This window comes from Pseudarthrobacter sp. P1, from assembly GCF_050156935.1.
Lineage (GTDB): Bacteria > Actinomycetota > Actinomycetes > Actinomycetales > Micrococcaceae > Specibacter.
In genome coordinates this window covers 4,142,841-4,167,799 of the sequence record NZ_CP189584.1, presented here as the reverse complement: position 1 = coordinate 4,167,799, position 24,959 = coordinate 4,142,841, and the positions used below count along the sequence as shown (strand labels likewise).

Genomic DNA, 24,959 nt, shown 5'->3' with positions numbered 1-24,959 from the left:
ACCTACCGCCCGTACAGCACGGGCACGCTCACCGGCCAGGCGGTGGATGACGTGCTCAACGGCAACAACTCGCTCAAATCGCATGAGGAAAACACCGGCCTGGTGTACCGGACGGTGCCGGCTACGGTGCCGTTCACGGCCGGCCACTCCTACAAGGTTGAGTTCAAGTACCAGACCAACATTGCCGGCCAATGGCAGTGGGTGACGGGCTCGGACACTCTCTCCGGGGGTACTGCCGGCGGCACCGTGGCGTCCAAGGACCTCAAGGCCGAGGCCATGGCCCCGGCACTGGACACCGCCAGCTACTCGCGGACGTTCACGGCCGGGTGCGGCGACAACTGGGTGGGCCTGCGCAAGACCGGCGGGGCCAACGGTGCCGATTTCGTGCTGGACGACTTCACCGTCACGGACCTGGGTGCCGTCAGCGGCGGCGCGGCCTGTGCCGCGGTGGCCGGTCCGGCCAACGCGGACCTCAACCCGGGCACCACCAACAGCTACACCACCACGTTCACCAACAATGAGGCCACCGATGCCACGAACGTGGCCATGTCGCTGGGCACGCTGCCGGATGGCTGGACCGCCCAGGTCGCAGCCAAGGACGCCAACCTGGTGGGCACGGTCAAGCCCGGCGCCACGGCAACCACCCGCTGGATCATCACCACCCCGGCCGCCGCGGCCGGAAGCACCACGCTGATCCATCCGGCGGCCAGCTATTTCAACAACTGCGGCACCAAGACCGTGGACTCCGATTCAAACCTGCGGGTCGGAACCCAGGCCATCGTGCCCACGTCGTCCATGACGGCCACGGCGGACTCGCAGAACCTTGATTCGGGTCCGGGCGAGGGTCCCGTCGGGAATGTCCTGGACGGAGACCTGGGCAGCATTTGGCACACCCAGTACGATCCCTCGATCACCGGCTACCCGCACTGGGTGCAGCTCTCGTTTGACGGTGAGTACACCGTGGGCGGGTTTGGCTACCAGGGCCGCCAGAGCGGCGGCCAGAACGGCAAGGTCAAGGGCTACACGGTCTTCACCTCCGGGGACGGCACCACCTGGACCCAGGTGGCCACGGGGAACCTGGCCGATACGGCGGCGATGCAGACCATCACCTTCGCGCCCGTGCAGGCCAGGTACGTGAAGTTCCAGGCGAACAGCGCCATCAACGGCCAGGCGTTTGCAGCCGCAGCGGAAATGCGGGTCTACGGCAGTTCGCCGGCCACGGCGGCCGGGTTCGCCCCGTCGCCGCGGCCGGCCGACACGGCCTGCACACCGTAGAAGCATCCCGCTAGCGCACCCGTAGGACAGGGGCGGCTGCGCAATCCCGAAATCCGGGATTGCGCAGCCGCTTTCGTGGTGGAGCCCTGCCGCGCGTCCCCGGGTCAGAGGGCGCCGGGTCAGAGGGCGCGCACGCCCCGGCGCCAGACGGCGTGGGTCAGCGGCATGCCCGGCCGGTAGGCCAGATGGGTTGCCGAGGGGGCGTTCAGCAGGTGCAGGTCGGCCCGGTGCCCGACGGCGATGGACCCGACGGCCCGCTGCCCGTCCGCATCCACACCGCGTTCACGGCCCAGGGCCAGCGCCCCGCCGTAGGTGGCGGCCCGGACCGCCTGTTCCACGCTGAGCCCCATCTGCAGCACCGCCGTGGCCACGTTGAAGGCCATGGAGGAGGTGTAGGAGGTGCCGGGATTGCAGTTGGAGGCGATGGCCACCTGCACGCCGGCGTCGAGCAGGCGCTTGGCCGGGGCCAGCGGGGCCCGGGTGGACAGGTCGCAGGCGGGCAGCACCGTGGCGACGGTGCCGCGCGTGCCCGTGCCCGCGTCCCAGCCGGCCCAGCTGGCCGCGAGCGCCTCGACGTCGCCGTCGTCCAGGAAGTTCACGTGGTCCACGCTGGCCGCACCGAACTCCACCGCCAGCCGGACCCCGGGACCGGGGCCGAGCTGGTTGCCGTGCACGCGCAGGCCCAGGCCCGCGGCGGCACAGGCGGCCAGCACCCGCCGGCTCTGCTCCTCGGTGAAGGCGCCCCGCTCGCAGAAGACGTCGGCCCAGCCGGCGAAGGGCAGCACGGCCGCCAGCATGGGTCCGCAGACCAGGTCCGTGTACTCCTCGGCATCCATGCCGGCCGGCACCAGGTGGGCGCCCAGATAGGTCACCTGGTCCGCCACGGCGCCGGCAATCCGCGCACTCCGCCCCTCCTGCTCCACGGTGAGACCGTAGCCGGTCTTGGTCTCAAGATAGGTGGTGCCCCCGGCGACGGCCTCGGCCACGCGGCCCTGCGCCAGCGCCGTGAGCTCGGCGTCGCTGGCGGCCCGGGTGGCCGCCGTCGTGACGCCGATCCCCCCGGCGCTGTAGCTCTCCCCGGCCATCCGCGCCTCGAATTCGCTGGTGCGGTCGCCGGCAAAGACCAGGTGGGTGTGCGAATCCACCCAGCCCGGCAGCACGGCCCGGCCCTGGGCATCCACCACCGTGTCCGCAGCCGGGGCGGCGGCGGCGTCGCCGATCCACGCAATCCGCTCCCCCTCCAGCACGACGGCGGCCTGGCGGCGGGTTCCGTGCGCGGCATCCTGGGTCATCAATTCGCCAATGTTGGTGATCAATTCGCTCATCCACCCAGCGTATGCCGCTCCCCTGCCGCCGGACGCGTGTCCGAAAGCGAAGGCGTCTGTGCTTCCGGACAGTTGCCGCTTCCGGCGGACCTGCCCCATCATTGACAGTGTGACTGCCGTATCCCTGCTGGCCTTTGCCGGCCTTTGCCTCGTCCTTGCCGTAACCCCCGGGCCCGACACCTTCCTGGTGCTCCGGATCGCCCTGAACCGCCCCAGCGCGGCCATTGCCGCGGCCGCCGGGTCCTCGCTGTCGGCGATCCTCTGGGCGGCCCTGGTGGGCGTGGGGCTGGCGGCCATCCTGGAACAGTCCGCCGAGGTTTTCCGCTGGCTGAAGATTGCCGGCGGCCTGTACCTGCTGTACCTGGGCATCTCCTCCTTCCTGCGGGCGCGCAGGGCCGGGGCGCAGGCGGCCGCGGGCGAGGAACGCAAGCCGCTGCGGTACAGCCATTGGGCGGGCTTCGGCTCCGGCGCGCTCTCCACCATCCTCAACCCCAAGGTGGGCCTGTTCTACCTGGCCGTGGTGCCGCAGTTCATTCCGCACGGCGGCAACACCATGGCCACGGCCCTGGTGCTCGGCACCATCCTGGCCGCCATTGCCTTCGGCTACTTGGCCATTGTCACGGCGCTGGCGGCCAAGGCCAACCAATGGCTGCGCCGGCCCAAGGTCTCCACCGTCTTTGAGCGCGCCACCTCCGGCGTCCTGGCCGCGCTCGGCCTGGGCGTCATCGCCTCCAGCGCCGCCAGCTAGCCTGCGGCCGGGGTTGCGCCCGGATGCGCCGGGCGCGTTCCACGCCGGTGGCCGGGCACGTGGTTCTCTGCCACGATGGCCCTATGGAATGCGACGTACTGATCATCGGCGGCGGTATCGCCGGATTGTCCCTGGCCGGGCGGCTGGCCGCCTCGGCCTCGGTGGTGCTGGTCGAGGCCGAGGAGACGCTGGCCTACCACGCTTCGTCCCGGTCCGCCCGGCAGCTGCAGCCCAGCTACGGGCCCGATCCAATCCGGGTGCTGACGCGCCGGACCATCGCGTCCGTCCAGCAGATTTCCGCGGGGCTGGGCACACCCATCCTCCGGCCGCGGCCGGAGGTCATCATCGGCACCGCCGCCCAGATCTCCGCCCTGATGGCGGGCAACCCCGTGCTGCAGCCGCTGGACCATGCCGAAGCGCTGCGGCTGAGCCCGGACCTGCGCCCCGAATCCTTTGCGGCGGCCTGCCTGGACGGATCGGCCCTGGAGGTCGATGTGCCGGCGCTGCTGGAGTTCTACCGTTCCGCCGCCGTGGCCGCGGGCGCGCTCATCCTCACCGGGGCCCCCGTGCACACGGCCTCGCGGACGGCCCGCGGCTGGACCGTGGGTGCCGGTGGGCAGGGCATCGACGCACGCACCGTGGTCAATGCGGCCGGGGCCTGGGCCGATCCGGTGGCAGTGGTTTTCGGCGTCTCCACGCTGGGGCTGACGCCGCACCGGCGCAGCGCCGCCCTGCTGCGCACCACCACCCCGGTGGACCCGCATGGAGTGATGGTGGCCGCGGCCGACGATTCCTTCTACTACCGCCCCGACGGCGAGCATCTGCTGGTTTCGCCATGCGAATCGGTGCCCAGCACGGCGCAGGATGCGCAGGTGCTGCCCGGGGACATCGAGGCCCTCCTCCACCGGCTGGCGGGCGTGACGAGCCTGGGGTTCGAGAGCGTCGAGCGGGCCTGGACCGGGCTGCGCACCTCCCCCAAGGACGGGCTGCCGGTGGCCGGATTCGATGCCGAGGCGCCGGGATTCTTCTGGCTGGCCGGGCAGGGCGGCTACGGGATCCAGACCTCGGCCGCCCTGGCGGACCTGGCCGCTGAGCTGGTCCTGCGCGGTTTGGAACCCGACCGCGCGGCCATGCCGTTGGACGCCGTGGACCGCGCGCTGGCCGCCGCCCTCAGCCCGCTGCGCTAGCGGTCCCGCTGCTGCAGCCGGGGGGCTGGACGTAACACGGTTGACGCCGGAAACTGGTACTGGATCGGCCCATCGGGGCCGGACCAGGTAGCTTCCGGCTTAGCCGGGCCGGGTGGCGCATTTGCGCACCCACGGCCCGTGCCCGCGTCCGGCCCAAGAGGCGAGGGGGGTACGACGATGACCGATATTGCCGCCGACCGCGACATCTACATCGGGGGTCCGGAGGAACCGGTGACGGTGGAGGTGGTCCAGAGTGCCAGCGCGGCGACGGCTGCGCGGCTGCTTGCCCGTGGGGACCTGGTCAGGCATCGCGGCCGTTACGCCCTGGCCAACGCCGCGCTGACCCCGCACCAGGCCATGGTGGAAGACCTGTTGTTCATCCGCCGCGCCCTGGATGCGGCCGGCATCGGATATTTGTTGGTGCGCGGCAATGACGAGCGCCCGGTCCTGGCCGTGTCCTGGACGGACCGCCGGCAGCTGCGCGAGTCGCTGGCCGCCGCCTGCCAGGATGAACCGTTTTACGCCAAGACCGTCGACGTGAAGAAGCCCGTGCTGGGCCTGGTGGCCGACGGCACCCTTGCGGACACTCCCAAGGCGCGGATCTTCCGGATCTTCCGGCCGCGCCTGGTGCCCGGCAGCGGCCTGGCCTTCGGTGCCGCCGCCGGAATCCAGCTGGAATTGTGGTCCTTTGCCGCGGCGGAGATCACATTGCCGATTGAAAATTCGCTGACCCGGCGCACCATTCCCGCCCGGGACGCCGTGCGGGGCACGGTGGAACGCTATGGCCTGCACTGGCCGACCATCGAGAACATGTTCTCCGACCACGCCACCGACATCACTTTTGACATCGACCTTGTGTTCTCCTGGGTCGATGGCTCCGACCCGGCGTGGCTGGCCGGGGTCAAAGGGCAAATGCGCCACGTCCAGCTGGGCCAGGGCGATGACCATGAGGCACGGTTCCGCCAGATTGAGGAGCTCCGGTACGCGCTGCGGTCCGTCTACCTTTTCGCGCCATGGATCCGGCGCATCTTTGTCGCCACCGATTCGCCCCGGCCCGCGTGGCTGGCCGAGCACCCCTCGGTCACCCTGGTGCGCAGTGCGGACTTCTTCACCGATCCCTCCGTGCTGCCCACCTACAATTCCATGGCCGTCGAAAGCCAACTGCACCACATCGAGGGCCTCGCCGAGCACTTCCTCTATTTCAACGACGATGTGTTCTTCGGCCGCCCCGTGAGCCCGGACATGTTCTTCTCCCCGGGCGGCATCACCCGCTTCGTCGAGGCAACCACCCGGATCGGGCTCGGTGGCACCGACCCGAAGCGCAGCGGCTTCGAGAACGCGGCCCGGGTCAACCGGCGCCTGCTCTACGAGCGCTTTGGCCGGATCACCACCCGGCATCTGGCCCACGCACCCACCGCGCTGCGCCGCAGCGTCCTTGCGGAGATGGAGCGCGAGTTCTCCGAAGAGTTCACCCAGACGGCCGCCAGCACCTTCCGCGCGAGCACCAACATCTCCGTCACCTGCTCGCTCTACCACTACTACGCCCTGGTCACCGGCCGCGCAGTGCTCCAGGAGATGGCCAAGGTCAAATATGTGGACACCACCAAACGGGCGGCCCTGCGGGAGATGGAGGTGTTGCTTCGACGGCGCAACATGGACTTCTTTTGCCTCAACGACGGCAGCTTTCCCGAAATCGATGACGACCTGCGCACCACGGCCGTCACCGACTTCATGAAGGCGTATTTCCCCATCCCGGCCCCCTGGGAAAACGACTCGGCCTTGACCTAGGCGTACTAGGGCGTGTCTCCCAATGCGGCGCTCCAGATGACGACGGCGTGCAGGACGGCCGCTGAGCGGTAGGTGAGGGCCAGTTTGTCGTAGCGGGTGGCCAGGGACCGCCATTGCTTGAGGGTGTTGAAGCTGCGCTCGACCACATTGCGCCGTTTGTAGGCGTCCCTGTCGTATCTGACGGGGCGTCCCCCGGCGGAGCCCTTGCGTTTCCGGTTGGCCTTCTGGTCGTCCTTTTCCGGGATAACGCACTCGATGCCCCGCCCGCGCAGGTACGCCCGGATTGCTTTGGAGGAATAGGCCTTGTCGGCCATGGCCCGGTCCGGGCGGGTGCGGGCCCGGCCGGGACCGGGCCTTTCTACCTTCAGGGCCTCCATGAGGTTCTCAAACATCGGCGAGTCCCCGCCCTGGCCCGGCCCCAGCAGCAGGACCAGGGGACGCATGTTGCCATCCACCAGGGCGTGGATCTTGGTGGTCAGCCCGCCGCGGGACCGGCCGATGGCATGGTCCTCAGGCTCGTCGAGCAGATTCCTGTAATTCGACAGGTCCCCCTGTGTGGCGGGGCAGGTTCGTGCCGTGCTGGTGGGCACGGTTGACCGTGGAGTCGATCGAGACCTCCCAGTTGATCAGCCCGGCCGTGTCCGCGCGGGTCAGCAACGCCGCCAGGACCTTGTCCCAGGTCCCGTTGGCGGCGTTGCGGCGGTGGTGCTTCCACACGGTCTTCCACGACCCGAAATAGGCAGGGAGATCACGCCATGGGATCCCTGCCCGGTAGCGGTAGATGATGCCCTCGGTCATCAGCCGGTGGTCGTTGAAGGGTCGGCCCGGTTTCCCCGACGAATCGGGCATCAACGGGGCAATGGACTCCCACTGGGCATCGGACAACACGGAATAGCGAGAAGGCACCCATCAATCATGCCAAACCGCAAAACCACTGATTAGGAGACACACCCTAGGACTGTGCTGAACAATTTGGGTGGTTTAAGGCGCGCCTGCTGGACTTCGGGTCCTGGTCCTTAAGACTGGATGCATGCAAGGAATTGAAGAGGCCCAGCGCGGGTATTTGGATGTGGAGGCGCTGGCCGGGGAGCTGTTGGCCCCGGGGAGTGCCTACGCGTTTCTGGCCGGGCACCGCTCGGAGCTTTTCCCGGACTCGATGATGGAGGACCTGTTTCCCTCCACCCGGGGCAGGCCCTCGATCCCGGCCGCGGTCATCGGCACCGTCCTGGTCCTGCAGGCCCTGGAGGGTCTCTCGGACCGGGCCGCCGCCGAAGCCTTGACCTTTGACCTGCGGTGGAAGGCCGCCTGCGGGTACGGGCTGACCGAGACCGCGTTCCATCCCACGGCGCTGGTGCATTGGCGCAACCGCCTGCGCGGCAGCAGCAACCCGCACCGCATCACCGAAGCCGTCGCCCAGGTCATCACCGCGACCGGTGTCCTCACCGGCCGGCACCGCCGGGCGGTGGATTCGACCGTGTTCGCCGATGCGGTGGCCCGGCAGGACACCATCACCCAGCTGATTGCCGTGATCCGCCGTTTCGGCAGGGCCATGGAGCACGGGGCCACGCTCATGGCGGTCCATGCCACCTCCTACGATTACTCGCACGTGGGCAAGCCGGACATCGCCTGGGACGACAAGGAAGCGAAGGACGCCCTGGTCTCGGGGCTGGTCACCGACGCCCTGGCCCTGCTTGGCGCGGTGGATCCCGACACCCTGGAAGAAGACTCGCCGCAGGCGCAGGCCTACGTGCTGCTGGCGTTGGTTTCGGGCCAGGACGTGGAGCCGGCCGAGGGTTCCGACGGCACCGACGGGCGGTGGCGGATCGCCCGGAAGGTCGCCCGGGACCGGATGGTCTCCATCGTGGATCCCGAGGCCAGGCACGCGCACAAGTCCCGCTCGGTGATGATGGACGGGTTCAAGGGACACATCATTGCCGAACCGGAAACCGGGCTCTACACCAGCGCCGTGATGACCCGGGCCGCCGGCCCCGGTTCCAGCGACGCGGAGGCCGGAATCGGGCTGGCCGCCGCCGATCCGACCATGAAGGATACGGAGGTTGACTACCAAATGCTTGGCGATTCGGCCTACGGCTCCGGGCCCATGCTCGAACACCTCGACGGGGCCGGGCACCAGGGGCTGGTCAAGCCCAGGCCGCTGCGCCCGGCAGTGCCCGGCGGCTACGACCTGGACGACTTCACCCACGACGAAGCAAAGAACACGCTCACCTGCCCCAAAGGTGAGGTGCGCACCATCAGCGCCAGAGGCAACGTGAACTTCGGCACCGCCTGCAAGGCCTGCCCGCTGCGGGAGAAATGCACCACGGCCAAGGGCGGGCGCAAGGTCGTCATCACCGTCCACCACGCCCGCCAGCGCGCCCACCGGGCCGCCGCCCTCGAGCCCGGGTTCCGGCACGACTACCGGGCCCACCGGCCCCTGGTGGAACGGTCCATCGGCTGGCTGGTCGCCGGAGGCAACCGGGCCCTGAGATACCGGGGAGTTGAAAAGAACAACGCCTGGCTGCAGGTCCGCACCGCCGCGCTGAACCTCCGGCGACTCCTGAAACTGGGCCTCACCCGCCACAACGGGGCCTGGGCCCTGGGATAAGACCCGGAAAGGGCCCCCACCCCGGTCCTGGGCCAAATCCCAGCCGCGGGGAGCCACGAACGGAGGTACAAGGCCCGCAAAAATCACGAACCAGATCTCCGGCGATCAGAAAGGAGACCCCCAGCGGGCCGCCAAAGGCCCCGGAAAGGTGCGACAGCCAAACCCGCGGCCCCGAATTGCCCCTTGTTCAGCGCCCTCCTAGGCCGCCAGGGAGGCCCGGCCGGCCACAAAGGCACGCACGCAGGTCTCAACGTCCTCGGGACTGTGCGCGGCGGAGAGTTGCACGCGGATGCGCGCGGCACCGCGGGGCACCACCGGGAAGCTGAACGCCGTGACATACACGCCGTGGCGGAGCATCTCGTCGGCCACCTGGGCGGCCACGACGGCGTCGCCGAACATCACCGGGACAATGGCGTGTTCGCCGTCCAGCAGCTCGAAGCCCTCCTCGGTCATCCGGCGGCGGAACAGCGCGGCGTTCTCGAAGAGCCTGGTGCGCAGCTCGGCGGAGCCGGCCACGAGGTCGAGGGCCTTCATGGTGGCGGCCACGATGGCCGGGGCCAGCGAGTTGGAGAACAGGTACGGGCGGGCCTTCTGGCGCAGCATGGCGACGATCTCGCCGCGGCCGGCCACGTAGCCGCCGGACGCGCCGCCCAGGGCCTTGCCGAAGGTGCCGGTGTAGATGTCCACGCGGTCCGAAACGCCGGCGTGCTCCGGGGTGCCGGCGCCGGTGGCGCCCATGAAGCCCACGGCGTGGGAATCGTCCACCATGACCAGGGCGCCGTACTTGTCGGCGAGGTCGCAGATGGCCGCCAGCGGGGCCAGGTAGCCGTCCATCGAGAACACGCCGTCGGTGACGATCACCGTGCGGCGGGCGCCGGCGCCGTCGTTCATCTGGGCTGCGGCCTGCAGCTGCGTCTCCAGGTCGGCCATGTCCTGGTTGGCGTAGCGGAAGCGCGCGGCCTTGCACAGGCGGATGCCGTCGATGATGGAGGCATGGTTCAGCGCATCGGAAATGATGGCGTCGGCCGGGCCGAACAGCGACTCGAAGACGCCGCCGTTGGCATCGAAGCAGGAGGAGAACAAGATGGTGTCCTCGGTGCCCAGGAACTCCGAGACACGCTTCTCCAGTGCCAGGTGCGTGTCCTGGGTGCCGCAGATGAAGCGGACAGAGGCCATGCCGAAGCCGCGCTCGTCCATGGCGGTCTTGGCGGCCTCGATGATCTCCGGGTGGTCGGCCAGGCCCAGGTAGTTGTTGGCGCAGAAGTTCAGCACCGCGGCGGGCGCTGCATCCAGCGGACCGGCCATGATGTGGCTGGACTGGGCCGTGGTGATCTGGCGCTCGGCCTTGAACAGGCCGGCGGTGCGCAGCTCGTCCAGTTCGGTGGCCAGCTGGTCTTTCATGGAGGTGTACATGGGGTTCCTTAGGCGTTCGCTGCGGCAGTGGAATCGGCGGAGGTGTGGAAGACGGTCCAGTCCAGGACCACCTTGCCACCGACGCCGGAGCGGGCGGCGGCGAAGCCGGCCTCCCATTCGGTGGCGGGCAGGACATCGGTGACCACGGAGGCGATGGCGTGGTGCAGCACCGGGTTGGAGGAGAGCATGGCGCTCATCGCGTACCAGGTCTCGAACATCTCGCGGCCGTAGATGCCCTTGAGCGTGAGCATGTGGGTGACCACCTTGCCCCAGTTGATGTCGATGGACTGGCTCGGCAGGCCCAGCATCGCGATGCGGCCACCGTGGTTCATGTTGTCGATCATTTCCGGCAGCGCGGTGGGGTGGCCGGACATTTCCATGCCGATGTCGAAGCCCTCGCGCATGCCCAGCTCGCGCTGGGCGTCCTTCAGGCGGGTGGTGGCGACGTTGACGGCCAGGTCCGCGCCCATCTGCTCGGCCAGCTTCAGGCGGGGCTCGGAGACGTCGGTGATGACAATCTTGCGGGCGCCGGCGTGGCGGGCGACGGCGATGGCCATCAGGCCGATGGGGCCGGCCCCGGTGATCAGCACGTCCTCGCCCACCAGGCCGAAGCTCAGGGCGGTGTGGACGGCATTGCCGAAGGGGTCGAAGATGGCGCCCAGTTCCGGCGTCACGCTCTCGTCGTGGTGGACCCAGACGTTGGTTTCGGGGATGACCACGTACTCTGCGAAGGCGCCGTCGCGCTGGACGCCCACGGAGAGGGTGTTGATGCACATCTGGCGGCGGCCGGCGCGGCAGTTGCGGCAGATGCCGCAGACCACGTGGCCCTCGCCGGAGACCTTGTCGCCCACCTTGACGTCGCGGACGTCCTTGCCGATTTCGACCACCTCGCCGTAGAACTCGTGGCCCGCGATCAGCGGGGCGTTGATGGTGGCGGCCGCCCAGGCGTCCCAGGACTGGATGTGCAGGTCGGTGCCGCATATGCCGGTGGTGTGGACGCGGATCTTCACGTCGGTGGGGCCGGCCTCGGGCTCGGGCCGCTCAACCAGTTCGAAACCTTCGTGCGGTCCGGATTTGTACAGAGCCTTCATGGGTCCGTCCTTGTCAATGGTGGCTTGCAGGGGATTAGCTGTCTCCATTAGAGCCAGCAAAACCATTTAGCACAACCGGAAATTCCTCCATCAACGATTTAGCAAATGCTTAATGGTAGTGTGGCGCCATGGAACTCCACCAGCTGCAGATGCTCCGCGAACTCGGCGAGCTGGGCAGCGTCAAGGCCGTGGCCGAGACCCTGTCCGTGACGCCGTCGGCCGTGTCCCAGCAGCTCTCGCTGCTCCAGCGCGGCGTGGACACCCCGCTCACGCGCAAGGAGGGGCGGAACCTGGTGCTCACCGAGGCCGGCGCGGTGCTGGCCGAGGCCGGCGCCGGGGTGCTGGACGCGATGGCGCACGCCAGGGCTGCCATCGGCGCGTACCAGCACGATCCCACCGGAGCGGTCACCATCAGCGGCTTCCACAGCGCGGGCCAGGCACTCTTCGCGCCGTTGGTGCGTGCGCTGGGTGAGATGGCGCGGGCCGACGGCGGCACCGGCACGCCGCGCGTGCTGCTCTCCGACGAGGACGTGGCCCAGCACGATTTCCCGGCCCTGGCCGCCCGCTACGACCTGGTGCTGGCGCACCGGATGGACCACAGCCCGCCCTGGCCCACGCCGCAGGTCCAGGTGTTGCCGCTGGCGCACGAGCCCCTCGATGTGGCGCTGGCCGCGGACCACCCGCTGGCCGCACTGGACGCCCTGTCCCCCGCCGACGTCGTCGACCAGCCCTGGGTGACCAGCCGCGCCGGCTACTCGCCCGACGACGTGCTGGCGGCCATCGCCGCGGTGGCCAGCCGGCCCGTCACGGTGGTGCACCGGATCAACGACTACTCCACGGTGGCCGCGCTGGTGTCCACGGGCGAGGTGATCGGCCTGCTCCCGCGCTACACCTCCAGCACGTCGCTGGCCCCGGCCGGGGCACCGGCCGTCGTGCTGCGCCCGCTGACGGGCATCAGCACCAAGCGCCGGATCGACATCCTGGCCCGGCCCGAAAGCCTCAAACGCACCTCGGTGGTGCTGGTGGCCCAGGCGCTCCAGCGCGTCATGGCGGACCTGACCGGCTAACGGGCATTGCCACCCCTTGTCTTTCGCCGGGGCAGCTGCAATTCTGGCAAGTGTCCCCCTTCCCGCCCTGCCGCGCGGCCACAAGGGCGGCACCGGCGAAGGAGGCGGAAATGGTCCCATCCCAGGTCATCGTCCTTGGCGGCGGTTTCGCCGGCATGGCCGCGGCGGAGCACCTCGGCCGCAAGGGCATCGACGTGCTGCTGATCGACAAGAACAACTACCACCAGTTCCAGCCCCTGCTCTACCAGGTGGCGACGGCGCAGCTCGGGGCCTCGGTGGTGGCGCGGTCGCTGCGCTCCATCTTCCGCGGGAACAAACACGTCAGGGTGCTCACGGCGGAAGCCACGGCCATCGACCCGGCCGCGCGCACCGTCACCGTGGCCGACGGCACCGTCCACCAGGCCCAGGTCCTGGTGATCGCCTCCGGAGCCGAGGCGAACTTTTTCAATACGCCCGGCGTCGAACGGTACGCCTACCCGCTGTATTCGGTCCAGGACGCCGTCCGGCTGGGCGCCAAGCTCTTTGCGGAGCTCGACGACGCCGATGCCGCGGCGGACGAGTCCGGCGGCGTTCCGGTGGTGGTGGTCGGCGGCGGCCCGACCGGCGTCGAAACCGCCGGTGCCATCGCGGAGGCCTTCAAATACAGCGTCCCGGGCTATTTCTCCGCGGGGCTGGCCGAGCGCTGCAGCGTGCACCTGGTGGATCTGCTGCCCACGGTGTTGGCACCCTTCTCCAAGAAGTCGCAAAGCTACGCCAAGGCCCGGCTGGCCAAGGTGGGCGTCCAGCTGCGTCTGGGGGTCGGCGTCAGCGAGGTGACCCCTGACTCGGTGACCCTCGCGGACGGGACGCAGATCGCCACGCGGATTGTTATCTGGGCCGGCGGGCTGAAGGCGGGCGCGCTGGTGGCGGGCGTGGGGCTGCCGCAGGGGCGCGGCGGACGGATCGACGCGGCCACGGACCTGACCGTTCCCGGCTTCGACGGCGTGTATGTGCTCGGCGATTGCGCCAACCTCACCGACGCCGCCGGGCACGCGCTGCCGCAGCTCGGATCGGTGGCACAGCAGTCCGGCAAGTGGGCCGCCCGCAACATCCACGCCGACCTCACCGGCGGCCAGCGCGAACCGTTCCACTACCTCGACAAGGGTGTCATGGCCATGGTGGGCCGCGGGGGCGCCGTCGCCGAACTGGGTGCCAAACGGTTCCAGATGCAGGGGCCGGTGGCCTTCCTGGCCTGGCTGGCCGTCCATGCGGCCTTGCTCTCGGGCACGGCGCAGCGGGCCAGTGCCATCGGCCACTGGGCCGTCGGCTATCTGACCCACCGCCGCACGCAGATCATGGTCGAGCGGCCCGACCGTTAAGTAGCGGGGGTCTCGCTGGTCGAGCCCGTCGAGACCCCCGCACCCGACGGCGGCGGCCGGGGACACGGCCGCCTCACCGGGTTTCGGCTCCCGTTCGCCAGCCACCCTAACCTCGCTTCGCTCGGCCAGGGAACCCTGCTGCCTCTCGTAGCTCCGCTCAACCAGCGGGACCCGCCGCCGGCTACTGCGGAATGCGTGCGGGCTGGCCGGCGTTGAAGTACTCCACCCATTCGGCCGGCAGTGCCGGGACCTCCAGGGCCCCGCCGTCCCCGCGCAGCGAGGCCGTGGCCAGCACACCGGCCGCGACGGAGGCACGCGCCGCCACCGGGGAGGTCGCCGTGGCCCCGCCCTCGCGGGCGAAGCGCAGGAATTCGGCGATCAGCAGCGGGTCCGCCCCGCCGTGGCCGCCCTCGCCGTCCAGGATCTCGATTTCCGCATCCGGTGCAACGAACCCGGCGGAGCTGCGCGTGGTCCAGACCTTGATGGTGTCGCCCGGGCCGTCGCCGAAGTTCTCGATCCGGCCCCTGGTGCCGATGACGGTGTAGTTGCGCCAGTAGTCGGGGGTGAAGTGGCACTGCTGGTAGGAGGCCAGCACCCCGTTGTCCAGGACCATCTGCATCATCGAGATGTCCTCGACGTCGATGACCTCGGCCAGGTCGGTCTGCGCCGCCGGCGGCCAGTTCTGAAGCGAGAACCAGTCGCCCATGCGGCGGTCGGTGTTGTCGCGGCGGCTGGTGACATCGCCGTACACGGCCAGGTCCCCGATCGCGGAGACCCGGCGGGTGTAGCCGCCGGCGAGCCAGTGGATCACGTCGATGTCGTGGGCGCCCTTTTGCAGCAGCAGACTGGTGGTGTTGGCGCGCTGGGCGTGCCAGTCCTTGAAGTAGTAGTCCCCGCCGTTGCCCACGAAGTGCCGGCACCAGACCGCCTTGACCTCCCCGATGGTGCCGGCCTGGATCAGTTCGCGCATCTGGACCACCACGGGCATGTGGCGCATGTTGTGCCCCACGTACAGCCGGGTGCCCGTCTCGTAGGCGGTGGCCAGGATGGCGTCGGCCGCCGCCAGGGTCACATCCAGCGGCTTCTCGCAGAAGGTGGGGATGCCGGCGCGCAGGGTCTGCACGGCGACCTCGGCGTGCCGGTTGTCCGGGGTCAGCACCAGCACGGCGTCCAGGCCGGCGGCCAGCAGCTCCTCCAGCGAGTCCGTCACCACCGCGGTGGGGATCTTCGCCGCGGCGTCGGCCCGGCCGCGCCCGCTCAGATCGCACACCATCACGACGGCCGAGCCCTCGCCCGGGCGGTGGGCGTGCTTCCACAGGCTGGCGCGCAGGCCGAACCCGACGATTCCAACTTTAAGGTCCATTGAACTTTTCCTGACTTGCTAAGTGGTGGGGCCCGGGCGCAGGGCCACGGGCTGGATGGGTTGCTGGTTGAGGTGCGCAGCGATCCCCTGATTGACCAGCTCGCGGACGCGCCGGTAGTGCAGGGGGTCGTAGCTGAAGCCGTCCATGGCCAGGCGTCCGCCGGAGCCATTGGTATTGATGAGGTCCAGGACCGCGTCCCGGCCGGCCAGGCGGGCCAACAGGTCAAAGGCCCGGTAGTCGGACATGGCCTGGGCGAAGACCTTGTAGCGGATCGATTCCCAGGGTTCCCAGTCGGGGCCCGGGTAGACCATAAAGGCGTCGCCGCCCGGGAACCCGCCGCCGGCACAGGTGTCGGCGAACGGGTCCACGGGCCTGGTCGAGTGGACCGAGTTGTAGAAGTTGAAGCCCCAGTGCAGGAAGCCGCTGAAGCCAAAGGCAAAGAGCTGGTGCCCCAGGACCCTGTTGCGCACCGAGGGCATGGAGATGAAGCGGTTGGCCACATCCTTGTCCTGGGCCACGCAGTAGTAGACCCACAGGTCCTCCACGCCCGCCGCCAGAAAGGGCTCGACGGCGTCGGACGCCACGATCGGTTTGGTCACCGCGCCGCTGCTGTAGAAGCCGAAGTCGCTGAGCGCATCGGCCACCCGCACGCCCTCGAGCAGATCCGCCACGGCGGCCTTGGCCCGCTGGTAGCTCGCCAACGCCTCAGCCCCGGAGGGCTCGTCCGAGATGTGGAAGAACACCCGGTCCAGGGACCAATGCTCCGCCAGGACGTCCCGCAGCGCGGGCAGCAGGGCCGCCATCAGCTCCCGGTAGGCCGGGGACGTTGCGGACACGTCCCAGCCAAAGCGGCGCTCCTCCCCGTGCAGGGTGTGGACATAGATGGCAGGCGTCCAGGCGGCGCCCCACTGCGTGAACAGGTGGGCGATCTCCAGATACTTGATGCCGTGCCTGGCGCAGATCTCCATCCAGCGCAGCAGCGGGGCAAAGTCGAAACTGTAGCGCCCGCCGTCGTCGTGGATCCCCACCAGCTGGGTCGGCAGGCGGTACCCGCCCACGGCTGTGTCCAGCGGCGGCGTCCACGTGGGCGTCAACAGCGAGTTGGCACCCATCCGGGCCGCCGAGGCGACGAACCGGTCGATGATGTCCCAGTGGGCCTCGCTGAAGACCGGCACCCCGTAGTGGGAGGCCAGCCCGTCGCAGTGGAACCAGTGCGCGTTCACGATGCCCAGTTCCGGGGCTGCCACGGCGACGACGGTGATCCGGACGGTCGTGCCGAACAGGATCCGGCCCGACGCATCGGCCACCGCCACGGCGACGTCGTGCGCCCCGGCGTGCTCCGCCGTCGGCACGTGGACATCGATCCACGCCGCGGTCCAGTGGCCGTAGAGGGGCTGGATGAGCCCATCCGTGGCTGGCCGCAGCACGTCCGGGTAGAGCCCTGGCGCACCGCGGTCGTAGCCGCCGTCGTGCCCGGGGAACGCCGCCAGCGCCACCGGCACCAGGTCAACCTGGTGCAGGGTGGCGAACGCTGCCGCCGTGCCGGCCACGGAGACCGTGACCGGGGCGAAGGATCGGAAGCCATGCTCCACCGGGGGCCGGATGGCCAGCTGGAAGGAGGCGGTCTCCCCCACCAGGACGGAGAGCGGGATGGCGGCGTCAAACGGCCGCGGATCGGCGTCGGGGTAGACCTTTTCCAGGGAGTCGGTGAGCGCAAACGACCAGCCGTGCTCCATCCTGCTGTGGTTAGCCATTTGACCCCACCTTCCTACTTCAGCCCAGAGCGGCCGATTCCTGCCATGACCTTCTTCTGCATCGCAATGAACAGAATGAGGATGGGGGCCATCGCCATCAGCGATGCGGCCATCAGGATCGGGTAGTTGTTGGCGTGCTCGCCCTGCAGGTTGGCCAGGCCAACGCTCAGCGGGGCACTGTCCTGCGTGGAGGCGATGACCAGCGGCCAGAGCAGGTCGTTCCAGGACCAAAGGACAGTGATGATCACCAGGGCCCAGACGCCGTTGGCCGCCAGCGGCAGCATGATCTTGGTGAAGACCTGGAACGGGTTGGCCCCGTCCAGGCGTGCCGCGTCCTCCAGCTCATCGGGCAGGCCCATGAAGAACTGGCGCATCAAAAAGACGCCGAAGGCGCTGAACAGGCCCGGTGCCACGATGCCGGCAATGGTGTTCAGCCAGCCGAGGTTCTGCACGATCTGGAACTGCGGAATCAGGAACAGCTGGCCGGGCACCATCAGGATGGAGAGGATGATGCCCAGGATGACGCCGCGGCCCTTGAAGCGCATGCGGGCAAAGGCGTACCCGGCCAGCGCGCACAGGATGACCTGGGCCAGCACGCGGATCACGGTGATCAGGATCGACACCCGCAGCGAGGAACCGAAGTTCATCGCGGTGAAGACGTCGGCAAAGTTGTGCCACTGGATCTCCGACGGCCAGAAGGTGGGAGGAGTGCTCTGCACCTCGGCGTTGGTGGAGATGGACATGACGACCTGGTAGATCAGCGGCGCAATCATCAGCAGGCCGCCGAAGCCGAGCACCAGATGGGCGGCGGCGTTGCGGCCGCGCTTCACCGGCCGGCTGGTGCGGATGGCTGCCTCAGACATAGTTGACCCACTTCTTCTGGACACGGAATTGGATGGCCGTCAGGGCGGCGATGATGAGCAGGATCAGGATGCCGATGGCGGCGGCGTAGCCCTTGTCGTTCTCCAGGAAGGCGTGGTTGTAGAAGATGTACACCAGGCTCTGCGTCTGCGGCATGGCTAGGTTGGACTTGCCCATCATCACGTAGAGCAGGTCGAAGAGCTGGAATCCGCTGATCACCGTCACCACCGAGACGAAGAAGATGCTCGGGGTCAGCAGCGGCACGGTGATGGAAAAGAACTGGCGCAGGCGCGAGGCCCCGTCCATTTCGGCCGCCTCGTAGATCTCCCGCGGAATCTCCCGCAGACCGGCACCGATGATGATCAGGTTGAAGCCCAGCGACATCCACAGGCCCACCGTCGCGACGGCCACCAGGGCGAAGCCCGGCGTCGAGGTCCAGTACGGGCCCTGGATGCCGAACAGGCTCAGGAACCAGTTGATCGGACCGAAGTCGCCGTTGAAGATCAGCCGCCAGACGATGCCGACGGCGGCCGGCATGGTGATGTACGGGATGAAGTAGAGCGTGCGGTAGAAGCCGGCGAACTTCAGCCCCGGGCTCTCCATCAAGGCCGAAAGCACGACGGCGATCGGGATGCCGGCCAATACGATCACCGTGTAGATGATCGTATTGAGCAGCGACTGCGGAATGGAGGAATCCGAGAACATCTTGATGTAGTTCTCCAGGCCAATGAACTTGGCCCCGCCAAAAACGCCCCACTTGGTGAAGCTGTAGAAGAAGGTCTGGATGATCGGCCAGATGTAGAACAGCGTGATGCCAAAAACGGTGGGCAGGATGAACAGCCACGGCCAGAAGCCGTCACCGCGTGCCACCATCCGGCGCCGCACGGGTGCCGGCTTCTGTCCGGGGCCGGCCTCGGGGGCGGCCTTTACTGCGGTTGTTGGAGTGCTCATGATTCGGCTGACAACGCATCGTTCATCTTGGTTGCCAATGCCTTGGCAATGTCGGCCACCGGCTTGGTGCCCGCGAAGGCCTGCGGGAGCAGCTCGCCCTCAAGGCTGTTCCAGGCGCTGGTGTTCTTGGAAATCGGGTAGGGCGAGGCCGTCTGGGCGGCGTCCAGGAAGACCTGGAGGCCGGCGCCGGGAACGGAATCGACCCAGGCCTGCTGGGTGCCGTTGAAGGCGGGGATCACGGTGGCCGTCTCGGCCTGGATCTCGGCGGCTTCCTTGGTGCCCAGGAAGGCAACGAAGGCGCGGGCCGCATCGGGGTTCTTGGCGTTGGCCGGGATGACGTTGGCCAGGCCGTGGATGACGCCCTGGTTGCTGGTCGGCCCCTTCGGGAGGGCGACGACGCCCATGTCCTCGCCCAGCGCCTCGTGGGTGGGGCGGACGATGTAGGAAGCGTCCATCAGCAGCGCCAGCTTGCGGGAGGTGAACATGTCGGTGGCGAGCGTGTCCGTCAGCTGCTGCATGTTCGGAGAGACGCCGGAGTCGATGACATCGCGCCAGAACTGCAGGCCAACAATGGAGCCGGGCTCGTCGTATCCGCTCTTCTTGCCGTCGGCGGAGACGATGGAGCCGCCGGCACCCAGGATGGTGTTGTAGAAGCTGGTCTGGCCACCGGTCAGGTCGCCGGAGAAGCCGTAGACGCCCTTGCCTTCGTAGAACTTGGAGATCTTGGCGCCATTGGTCTTCAGGTCATCCCAGGTCCAGTCTGCGGTGGGCTCGGCCACGCCGGCTTCCTTGAGCATGGCCTTGTTGTAGAACAGGGCAATGGTGTCAAAGTCCTTCGGCACACCGTAGAGCTTGCCGCCCACCGTGTACAGGTCCACCAGGGCCTTGGGGTAGTTGGACGTGTCCACGGCCTTGGCCGCGGTCAAACCGTCCAGCGGCAGCAGCTGGTTGTTCTCGGCGTAGAGCTTGATCTTGGGGCCGTTCATCCAGAAGACATCCGGCAGGGAATCGCTGGAGGCCAGGGTCTGGATCTTGGTCCAGTAGGCCGAGCCCTTGGAGGGGGTCACATCGATGTTGATCTTGATGTTGGGGTAGACGGCGTTGAACTTGTCAACGATCTTCTGCATTGCCGGCTTCTGCGAGGCATCCCAGATGGCGTACGTCAGCGTAGCGCTCAGGTCCTTGGCCGGGGCCGTGTAGGGCGCAGCGGCCGCGCCGCCGGTTGCTGCTCCACCGCTGCAGGCTGCGAGCGTTGCCGTTGCGGCGCCCAGGGCGGCCAGCGAAAGGAACGAACGTCGATTCAGATGGGTCATGGGGATTCCTTCATAGTGTCTGTGGAGCCGCTGAGGGTGCCGGTGGAAGCCATCCGGCCACCCATTCAGCTTTATGCGGTGAACAAAATCACACCATGTTAATCGATTAAGCGCAAGGCCGCGAGTGATCATTTCTGAAAATAATCTGTACTGGCCCGTCACTTAGGTGCATGGCAACGGGGCCCGCGGCGTGCGCGGCAGGGGCCGGCAAGGCCGCCCCACGGCAGCCAAAAAACCCGTGGTTAGGCGGAATTGCGCAGGATCAGTTGCCACGGGAACTCCAGCACCGTGGCCGGGCCCCCCGGGTTGGCTGCCCGTTCGACCAGGAACTCGGCCAGGGCATCAAAAAAACCCAGCGGACCCACGGTTGTCAGCGACGGCACCATGTCCTCGCCCTCGGTGGTGTTGCCGATCCCCACCACCTCGACGTCCTCCGGGACGCGCAGCTGGAGCCGCTGGGCGGCATGGATGGCACCGATGGCCGCATAGTCGGTGGTCGCGTAGATGGCCGTGGGACGGTCCGGATTCAGCAGGAGCCTGGTGGCGGCCTCGACGGCGCTGAGGGCGTCCTTGCGGTACGTGGCCACATAGTCCTCGCGGAAGGGCAGACCGGCACGCTGAAGGCCCGCGGTGTACGCATCGAAGCGGATGGAGCGCGTGGTGGGCGAATGCACCCTCGAGGTCAGCACGGCCACGCGGCTGTGCTTGGCGCAGAGGTGGTCCACCGCCTGCTGGCACGACTCTCCCGCCAGCGAGCGGACGACGTCGAACCCGTTCGGTTCCAGCGTCTCGCTGAAGACCACCAGGCGCTGGCGCTGCGCGGCCAGGGCCAGCAGCTCGGCGTCGCCCTCGCGGTCCGCGGCGTCGATGAACGTCACGTCGGCATTCTGCCGGCGAAGGGCCACCCGCCAGTCAGTGTCGGCCAGGATCATTGGCGTAATGCCCCGTGCCGCGGCGGCTGCCCCCACCGCCCGGCTCACGTCCAGCGACCAGGGGTCCGAAATCATGGTCAGCGAGAGCATCATCAGGTCCGTCTTGCCGGTGCGGATGGTCCGGGCGGCCTGGTTGGGCCGGTACCCCAGCGCCCGGGCTGCCTCCTGCACGCGCAGGGCCGTCGCGGGGGAAACCCCTGACCCGGCGGCGTTGCCGTTGCGGCCGGAGAGGACATAGGACACCGTGGCCGTGGAGACTCCTGCGGCCTGGGCGACCGACTTGATGGTGGGTCGTCGGTGTCCGCTTTCGGTCATGGTCCGGCTTTCAGGAGAAGGGTGGGGCAGCATTGGCATCATACCGAAGGCGAGCGGATTCCGGCCGCTGCGGGACCCGGATGGCGGCGGCCCGCGGCGCCCGGTATCCTAGGCCAAACCGGTCCCCGCCCCAGGAGTGAAGCATGTCCAGCTGTTGCAGTCCCGACGGACGGCCGTCCGAACACGGCCACGCCACCGCCCCGGCGCAGCCTGGGACCTTCAATCTGGCGGTGCCCGCGCCCCGAGCCGCAGCGGATGCCGGGCATGCGGACGTGGCCATTCCCGCCGGCACCTTTGCCATGGGAGACCCCTTCGACGAGGGCTACGCGGCCGACGGCGAGACGCCCGTCCACCACGTCTCCCTTGACGCGTTCCGGGTGGACACCACCACCGTCACCAACGCGGCGTTTGCGGCCTTCGTGGACGCCACCGGGTACCGGACGGAATCGGAATCCTTTGGCACGTCCGCCGTCTTCCACCTGGCCGTGGCCGCGGACCGATCGGACATCCTGGGCGCCGTGCACGGCACGCCATGGTGGCTGAATGTGCGCGGCGCGGACTGGGCCCATCCGGCCGGCGGACGCTCGTCGTGGGAGGAGCTGGCGGACCACCCGGTGGTGCAGGTCTCGCACAACGATGCACTGGCGTACTGCGCCTGGACCGGGCGCGCGCTACCCACCGAGGCGCAGTGGGAGTATGCCGCCCGCGGCGGACTGGAGCAGGCCCGCTACCCCTGGGGCAACGAGCTCCACGGCGTGGCGGACGATGGCTCCGCGGTGCACCACTGCAACATCTGGCAGGGCACCTTCCCCACCGAAAACACACTCGACGACCGCTTCCTCAGCACGGCGCCGGCCCGCTCCTTCGAGCCCAACGGCTACGGGATGTACCAGACCTCCGGCAATGTGTGGGAGTGGTGTGCGGACTGGTTCCTGCCCAAGTACTACAAGACCTGCGCCGCCGCCGGCACGGTGGAAAACCCCGCCGGGCCCTCCATTGGCCGCGGGCGCGTGATGCGCGGCGGCTCGTACCTGTGCCACGACTCCTATTGCAACAGGTACCGGCTGGCGGCGCGCAGCTCCAACTCCCCCGATTCCGCCAGCGGCAACCTCGGCTTCCGCACCGTCGCCCTGCCCTGACCCGCCTGGGAGCAACTGGGGCGCACCAACTGCTGAAAACCACGCGATTTTCGACAGTTGGTGCGCCCCAGTTGGGTGGGTGGAGCGCGACGGCGGTCAGCGCACCGTGTCGTGCTCGGTTTCCGGGTGCAGTGCGGGCTCGGCCTCCGGGCCGCCGTGAACGCTTTGTCCGGCGTCGGCCGGCTTGTTGATGAAGAAGGCGGCCACGACGGCGAAGAGTGAAACCACCGCGCCCATCAGGAAGGCCAGCCGCACTCCCCCGGCCGCGGCGGCGTCAGCGCTGCCCGAGCCGGCCAGCACGTGCGTCTGTGCGGCCATGATGGTCACGAACAGGGCGGCGCCGGCAGCCCCGGCAACCTGCTGGACGGTGCCCACGATGGCGCTGCCATGCGAGTACAGGTGCGGCGGCAGGGCCCCCAGACCCACGGTGAACAGCGGGGTGAAGACCATGGCCAGACCCAGGCTGAGCACCAGATGCGCAGCCAGGATCAGGTAGGCGGGCGTGGAGTCGCTCACCAGCGTCAGGCTCCACAGGGCCACGCTGACGACGATGGAGCCGGGCACCAGCAGCGGCCGCGGCCCCACCTTGTCGTAGAGCCGGCCCACAAAAGGTGCGGCCAGGCCCATGAGGAGGCCGCCCGGGAGCACCAGCAGGCCGGTGGAGAGCGCATCCAGGTGCAGCACGTTCTGCAGGTAGATCGGCAGCACGATGATGGTGCCGAAGAGGGCCATCATGGACACCGCCATCATCACGATGGACAGCGTGAAGATCCGCTGGTGGAAGGTTCGCAGATCCAGCAGCGCGTGGTCCTTCTTCTGCAGCCGCAGCTGGCGCAGCACGAAGGCCACCAGGCCCAGTGCGCCCACGCCCAGGGAGATCAGCATGGGCAAGGCGCTGCCCGCGGCACCCACCTGGGACAGCCCGTAGACCAGTCCGCCAAAGCCAAACGCCGCCAGGATGACGGAGGGGACATCCAGCGGAGCCGTGCCGGCGATGCCGACATTGGCCACCTGGCGCATGCCCACCACCAGCATGGCCAGGGCAATGGGCAGTACAAAGATGAACATCCAGCGCCAGGACAGGAAGTTCAGGATCACCCCGGAAATGGTGGGGCCGATGGCCGGCGCCACGGAGATGATGATGGAGATGTTGCCCATCACCTTGCCGCGGTGCGCCGGCGGGACCAGCTGCAGCACGGTGGTCATCAGCAGCGGCAGCATGATGGCGGTGCCCCCGGCCTGGACCACCCGGCCCAGCAGCAGCACGCCGAATCCGGGCGCAGCGGCGGCGATGAGCGTCCCGGCGCTGAAGAGCACCATGGCCGCGGTGAAGATGGGCCGGGTCTGGAAGCGCTGGAGCAGGTAGCCGGTGATCGGAATGACCACGGCCATGGTGAGCATGAAGGCGGTGGAGACCCACTGGACGGTGGGCGCATCCACATGGAGGTCGGCCATCAGGTGCGGCAGCGCCACGCTCATGATGGTCTCGTTCAGGATCACCACGAAGGTGGCGGCCAGCAGCAAGTAGATCACCCGCGGGGTGCGGGCCTGCGCCTGGATGCCGGCGGAATGTTGATGGTCAAGGTGGTTTTCAGCCACGGGAGCCCCCGAAAAGTGTGTGAAGAGAGTCACTTGGTACAAGGCGCGGAATGCCGGGATTATTTCGCCGCCGGGACAAGGGCCAAAATAGTGGCGTCGTCGGCCACCTCGCCGATGCGCCCCTGCTCGCGGCGGAGCTCCACCATCAGCTCCAGGGCGCCGAGCGGAGTGGCCACGCGGTCCAGGAACTCCGCGGGCGAGGCCACCAGGCCGAGGTCGACGGCGCGCCAGGCGCCGTCGGTGGCCAGCACCATTAGCGCGGGGCGGGGCAGCTGCACCACATGGGCATGGTCGGCGGCCTCGGGCTCACGCCGGGCCACCCAGAGGTTGCCGGGGGTGTTCCGCCGCTCGCGGTCCTTGCCGAGCACGAGCAGGCGGTCCTGCGGATCCACCGGCCCGCCGGGCACCGTGGCCGCATCCACCGCAGCATCGGCATCCTGTGCCATCACGAGCTCCGTGCGGCCATCCTCGAGGCGGACCAGCACGCGGCAGTCGGCCAGGCTGGCGACCTCCACGCCGTCCTCGTTCAGCCGGACGACGGACACGGCGGCACTGGGGAAGCGGACGCGCTCCTGACCCACCATCGCCATGCCAATGGCATCCACGCCAGCCAGCGCAGAGGCCAGCCGGGCGCGGACGCCAACAAAGCCTTCAGGCGCGGGCAGGGGCTGGGCCAGGAGCACGGACAGGGTCTGGGCCAGCCACTGCGGATCCGAGGCTGCCGGCAGCCCCAACGGCTCCAGCAGCGTGGTGGCGCCGTCGACCACCCAGGCGGTGTCCCCGGCAAAGCCGCAAGTGTCCTCCTGGACATGGGCATCGCCCTCAAACTGCACCCGCGCGCGGATCTCCCAGCTGTACGTCATGGTTTCATCCT

Annotated in this window: 20 protein-coding genes; 8 read left to right on the top strand and 12 right to left on the bottom strand. The window is 68.7% G+C overall.

Annotated elements, in window-relative coordinates; translation table 11 throughout:
- Positions 1-42: 42 nt before the first annotated feature.
- A complete protein-coding gene (locus tag ACQCSX_RS19455) occupies positions 43-1,275 on the top strand; it encodes a discoidin domain-containing protein (RefSeq protein WP_427016855.1) in 1,233 nt (410 codons plus the stop codon).
- Positions 1,276-1,394: 119 nt separating this feature from the next.
- Here ACQCSX_RS19455 and hutI read toward each other — a convergent pair whose 3' ends face one another.
- The gene (hutI, locus tag ACQCSX_RS19450; protein ID WP_427016854.1) at positions 1,395-2,600 is read right to left on the bottom strand and encodes an imidazolonepropionase; all 1,206 of its coding nucleotides are present in this window, start codon (positions 2,598-2,600) and stop codon (positions 1,395-1,397) included.
- A gap of 109 nt (positions 2,601-2,709) precedes the next feature.
- Here hutI and ACQCSX_RS19445 point away from each other — a divergent pair, with 109 nt between their 5' ends.
- From ACQCSX_RS19445 to ACQCSX_RS19435, 3 genes are all read left to right on the top strand, one after another.
- Positions 2,710-3,348, top strand: a complete 639-nt coding sequence (locus ACQCSX_RS19445; RefSeq protein WP_427016853.1) for a LysE family translocator — start codon at positions 2,710-2,712, stop codon at positions 3,346-3,348.
- Positions 3,349-3,431: 83 nt separating this feature from the next.
- Positions 3,432-4,535, top strand: a complete 1,104-nt coding sequence (locus ACQCSX_RS19440) for an NAD(P)/FAD-dependent oxidoreductase (protein ID WP_427016852.1) — start codon at positions 3,432-3,434, stop codon at positions 4,533-4,535.
- Between the two features lie 177 nt (positions 4,536-4,712).
- Entirely contained in the window at positions 4,713-6,323 is a 1,611-nt protein-coding gene (locus ACQCSX_RS19435; protein ID WP_427016851.1) for a stealth family protein, read from the top strand.
- Positions 6,324-6,328: 5 nt separating this feature from the next.
- Here the strand turns inward: ACQCSX_RS19435 and ACQCSX_RS19430 are convergent.
- Positions 6,329-7,172 (bottom strand): IS5 family transposase gene (locus ACQCSX_RS19430; RefSeq protein ID WP_427018933.1). Its coding sequence is split into 2 segments (ribosomal slippage): positions 6,329-6,865 and positions 6,867-7,172, totalling 843 coding nucleotides; the frame shifts between segments, so codons are not numbered across the junction.
- A 181-nt stretch (positions 7,173-7,353) separates the two neighbouring features.
- On the opposite strand from ACQCSX_RS19430, the gene ACQCSX_RS19425 reads away from it, so the two are divergent.
- Positions 7,354-8,928, top strand: a complete 1,575-nt coding sequence (locus ACQCSX_RS19425) for an IS1182 family transposase (RefSeq protein WP_427015623.1) — start codon at positions 7,354-7,356, stop codon at positions 8,926-8,928.
- A gap of 198 nt (positions 8,929-9,126) precedes the next feature.
- On the opposite strand, the gene ACQCSX_RS19420 is transcribed toward ACQCSX_RS19425, so the two are convergent.
- Positions 9,127-10,341, bottom strand: a complete 1,215-nt coding sequence (locus tag ACQCSX_RS19420; RefSeq protein ID WP_427016850.1) for a glycine C-acetyltransferase — start codon at positions 10,339-10,341, stop codon at positions 9,127-9,129.
- Positions 10,342-10,349: 8 nt separating this feature from the next.
- Positions 10,350-11,432: an L-threonine 3-dehydrogenase gene (gene tdh, locus ACQCSX_RS19415; protein WP_427016849.1), complete on the bottom strand. Its 1,083-nt coding sequence runs from the start codon at positions 11,430-11,432 to the stop codon at positions 10,350-10,352.
- A 128-nt stretch (positions 11,433-11,560) separates the two neighbouring features.
- Here tdh and ACQCSX_RS19410 point away from each other — a divergent pair, with 128 nt between their 5' ends.
- Both ACQCSX_RS19410 and ACQCSX_RS19405 read left to right on the top strand, forming a co-directional pair.
- A complete protein-coding gene (locus ACQCSX_RS19410) occupies positions 11,561-12,499 on the top strand; it encodes a LysR family transcriptional regulator (RefSeq protein ID WP_427016848.1) in 939 nt (312 codons plus the stop codon).
- 110 nt (positions 12,500-12,609) lie between these two features.
- Positions 12,610-13,857 carry an NAD(P)/FAD-dependent oxidoreductase gene (locus tag ACQCSX_RS19405; RefSeq protein WP_427016847.1) on the top strand — a complete coding sequence of 416 codons (1,248 nt, stop codon included), beginning with the start codon at positions 12,610-12,612 and terminating at the stop codon, positions 13,855-13,857.
- Between the two features lie 181 nt (positions 13,858-14,038).
- Here the strand turns inward: ACQCSX_RS19405 and ACQCSX_RS19400 are convergent, their stop codons facing one another.
- The 6 genes from ACQCSX_RS19400 to ACQCSX_RS19375 all read right to left on the bottom strand — a co-directional run bounded on the left by ACQCSX_RS19400 (position 14,039) and on the right by ACQCSX_RS19375 (position 21,347).
- Positions 14,039-15,220 (bottom strand): Gfo/Idh/MocA family protein, encoded by a 1,182-nt coding sequence (locus tag ACQCSX_RS19400; RefSeq protein WP_427016846.1) that lies wholly within the window; start codon positions 15,218-15,220, stop codon positions 14,039-14,041.
- A gap of 18 nt (positions 15,221-15,238) precedes the next feature.
- On the bottom strand, positions 15,239-16,975 hold the full coding sequence (locus ACQCSX_RS19395) for a DUF4091 domain-containing protein (RefSeq protein ID WP_427016845.1): 1,737 nt from the start codon (positions 16,973-16,975) through the stop codon (positions 15,239-15,241).
- Positions 16,976-16,989: 14 nt separating this feature from the next.
- On the bottom strand, positions 16,990-17,838 hold the full coding sequence (locus ACQCSX_RS19390) for a carbohydrate ABC transporter permease (RefSeq protein ID WP_427016844.1): 849 nt from the start codon (positions 17,836-17,838) through the stop codon (positions 16,990-16,992).
- On the bottom strand, positions 17,831-18,787 hold the full coding sequence (locus tag ACQCSX_RS19385) for a carbohydrate ABC transporter permease (RefSeq protein ID WP_427016843.1): 957 nt from the start codon (positions 18,785-18,787) through the stop codon (positions 17,831-17,833). The genes ACQCSX_RS19390 and ACQCSX_RS19385 overlap by 8 nt, the downstream gene beginning before the upstream one ends.
- A complete protein-coding gene (locus ACQCSX_RS19380; protein ID WP_427016842.1) occupies positions 18,784-20,100 on the bottom strand; it encodes an ABC transporter substrate-binding protein in 1,317 nt (438 codons plus the stop codon). The genes ACQCSX_RS19385 and ACQCSX_RS19380 overlap by 4 nt, the downstream gene beginning before the upstream one ends.
- A 242-nt stretch (positions 20,101-20,342) precedes the next feature.
- A complete protein-coding gene (locus tag ACQCSX_RS19375; RefSeq protein ID WP_427016841.1) occupies positions 20,343-21,347 on the bottom strand; it encodes a LacI family DNA-binding transcriptional regulator in 1,005 nt (334 codons plus the stop codon).
- Between the two features lie 143 nt (positions 21,348-21,490).
- Between ACQCSX_RS19375 and ACQCSX_RS19370 the strand changes: the two genes are divergently transcribed.
- On the top strand, positions 21,491-22,486 hold the full coding sequence (locus ACQCSX_RS19370; RefSeq protein WP_427016840.1) for a formylglycine-generating enzyme family protein: 996 nt from the start codon (positions 21,491-21,493) through the stop codon (positions 22,484-22,486).
- Between the two features lie 96 nt (positions 22,487-22,582).
- On the opposite strand, the gene ACQCSX_RS19365 is transcribed toward ACQCSX_RS19370, so the two are convergent.
- Positions 22,583-24,085: an MDR family MFS transporter gene (locus tag ACQCSX_RS19365; protein WP_427016839.1), complete on the bottom strand. Its 1,503-nt coding sequence runs from the start codon at positions 24,083-24,085 to the stop codon at positions 22,583-22,585.
- A gap of 59 nt (positions 24,086-24,144) precedes the next feature.
- Entirely contained in the window at positions 24,145-24,948 is an 804-nt protein-coding gene (locus tag ACQCSX_RS19360) for a hypothetical protein (RefSeq protein WP_427016838.1), read from the bottom strand.
- Positions 24,949-24,959: the final 11 nt, after the last annotated feature.

Excerpts from the sequence above, each read along its gene's own strand:
- ACQCSX_RS19395 (WP_427016845.1), bottom strand. The coding sequence starts at position 16,975 with ATGGCTAACCACAGCAGGATGGAGCACGGCTGGTCGTTTGCGCTCACC.
- ACQCSX_RS19425 (WP_427015623.1), top strand. The coding sequence starts at position 7,354 with ATGCAAGGAATTGAAGAGGCCCAGCGCGGGTATTTGGATGTGGAGGCG.
- ACQCSX_RS19440 (WP_427016852.1), top strand. The coding sequence starts at position 3,432 with ATGGAATGCGACGTACTGATCATCGGCGGCGGTATCGCCGGATTGTCC.
- ACQCSX_RS19390 (WP_427016844.1), bottom strand. The coding sequence starts at position 17,838 with ATGTCTGAGGCAGCCATCCGCACCAGCCGGCCGGTGAAGCGCGGCCGC.
- ACQCSX_RS19385 (WP_427016843.1), bottom strand. The coding sequence starts at position 18,787 with ATGAGCACTCCAACAACCGCAGTAAAGGCCGCCCCCGAGGCCGGCCCC.
- tdh (WP_427016849.1), bottom strand. The coding sequence starts at position 11,432 with ATGAAGGCTCTGTACAAATCCGGACCGCACGAAGGTTTCGAACTGGTT.
- ACQCSX_RS19380 (WP_427016842.1), bottom strand. The coding sequence starts at position 20,100 with ATGACCCATCTGAATCGACGTTCGTTCCTTTCGCTGGCCGCCCTGGGC.
- ACQCSX_RS19400 (WP_427016846.1), bottom strand. The coding sequence starts at position 15,220 with ATGGACCTTAAAGTTGGAATCGTCGGGTTCGGCCTGCGCGCCAGCCTG.
- ACQCSX_RS19360 (WP_427016838.1), bottom strand. The coding sequence starts at position 24,948 with ATGACGTACAGCTGGGAGATCCGCGCGCGGGTGCAGTTTGAGGGCGAT.
- ACQCSX_RS19375 (WP_427016841.1), bottom strand. The coding sequence starts at position 21,347 with ATGACCGAAAGCGGACACCGACGACCCACCATCAAGTCGGTCGCCCAG.
- ACQCSX_RS19420 (WP_427016850.1), bottom strand. The coding sequence starts at position 10,341 with ATGTACACCTCCATGAAAGACCAGCTGGCCACCGAACTGGACGAGCTG.
- ACQCSX_RS19410 (WP_427016848.1), top strand. The coding sequence starts at position 11,561 with ATGGAACTCCACCAGCTGCAGATGCTCCGCGAACTCGGCGAGCTGGGC.
- hutI (WP_427016854.1), bottom strand. The coding sequence starts at position 2,600 with ATGAGCGAATTGATCACCAACATTGGCGAATTGATGACCCAGGATGCC.
- ACQCSX_RS19405 (WP_427016847.1), top strand. The coding sequence starts at position 12,610 with ATGGTCCCATCCCAGGTCATCGTCCTTGGCGGCGGTTTCGCCGGCATG.
- ACQCSX_RS19370 (WP_427016840.1), top strand. The coding sequence starts at position 21,491 with ATGTCCAGCTGTTGCAGTCCCGACGGACGGCCGTCCGAACACGGCCAC.
- ACQCSX_RS19435 (WP_427016851.1), top strand. The coding sequence starts at position 4,713 with ATGACCGATATTGCCGCCGACCGCGACATCTACATCGGGGGTCCGGAG.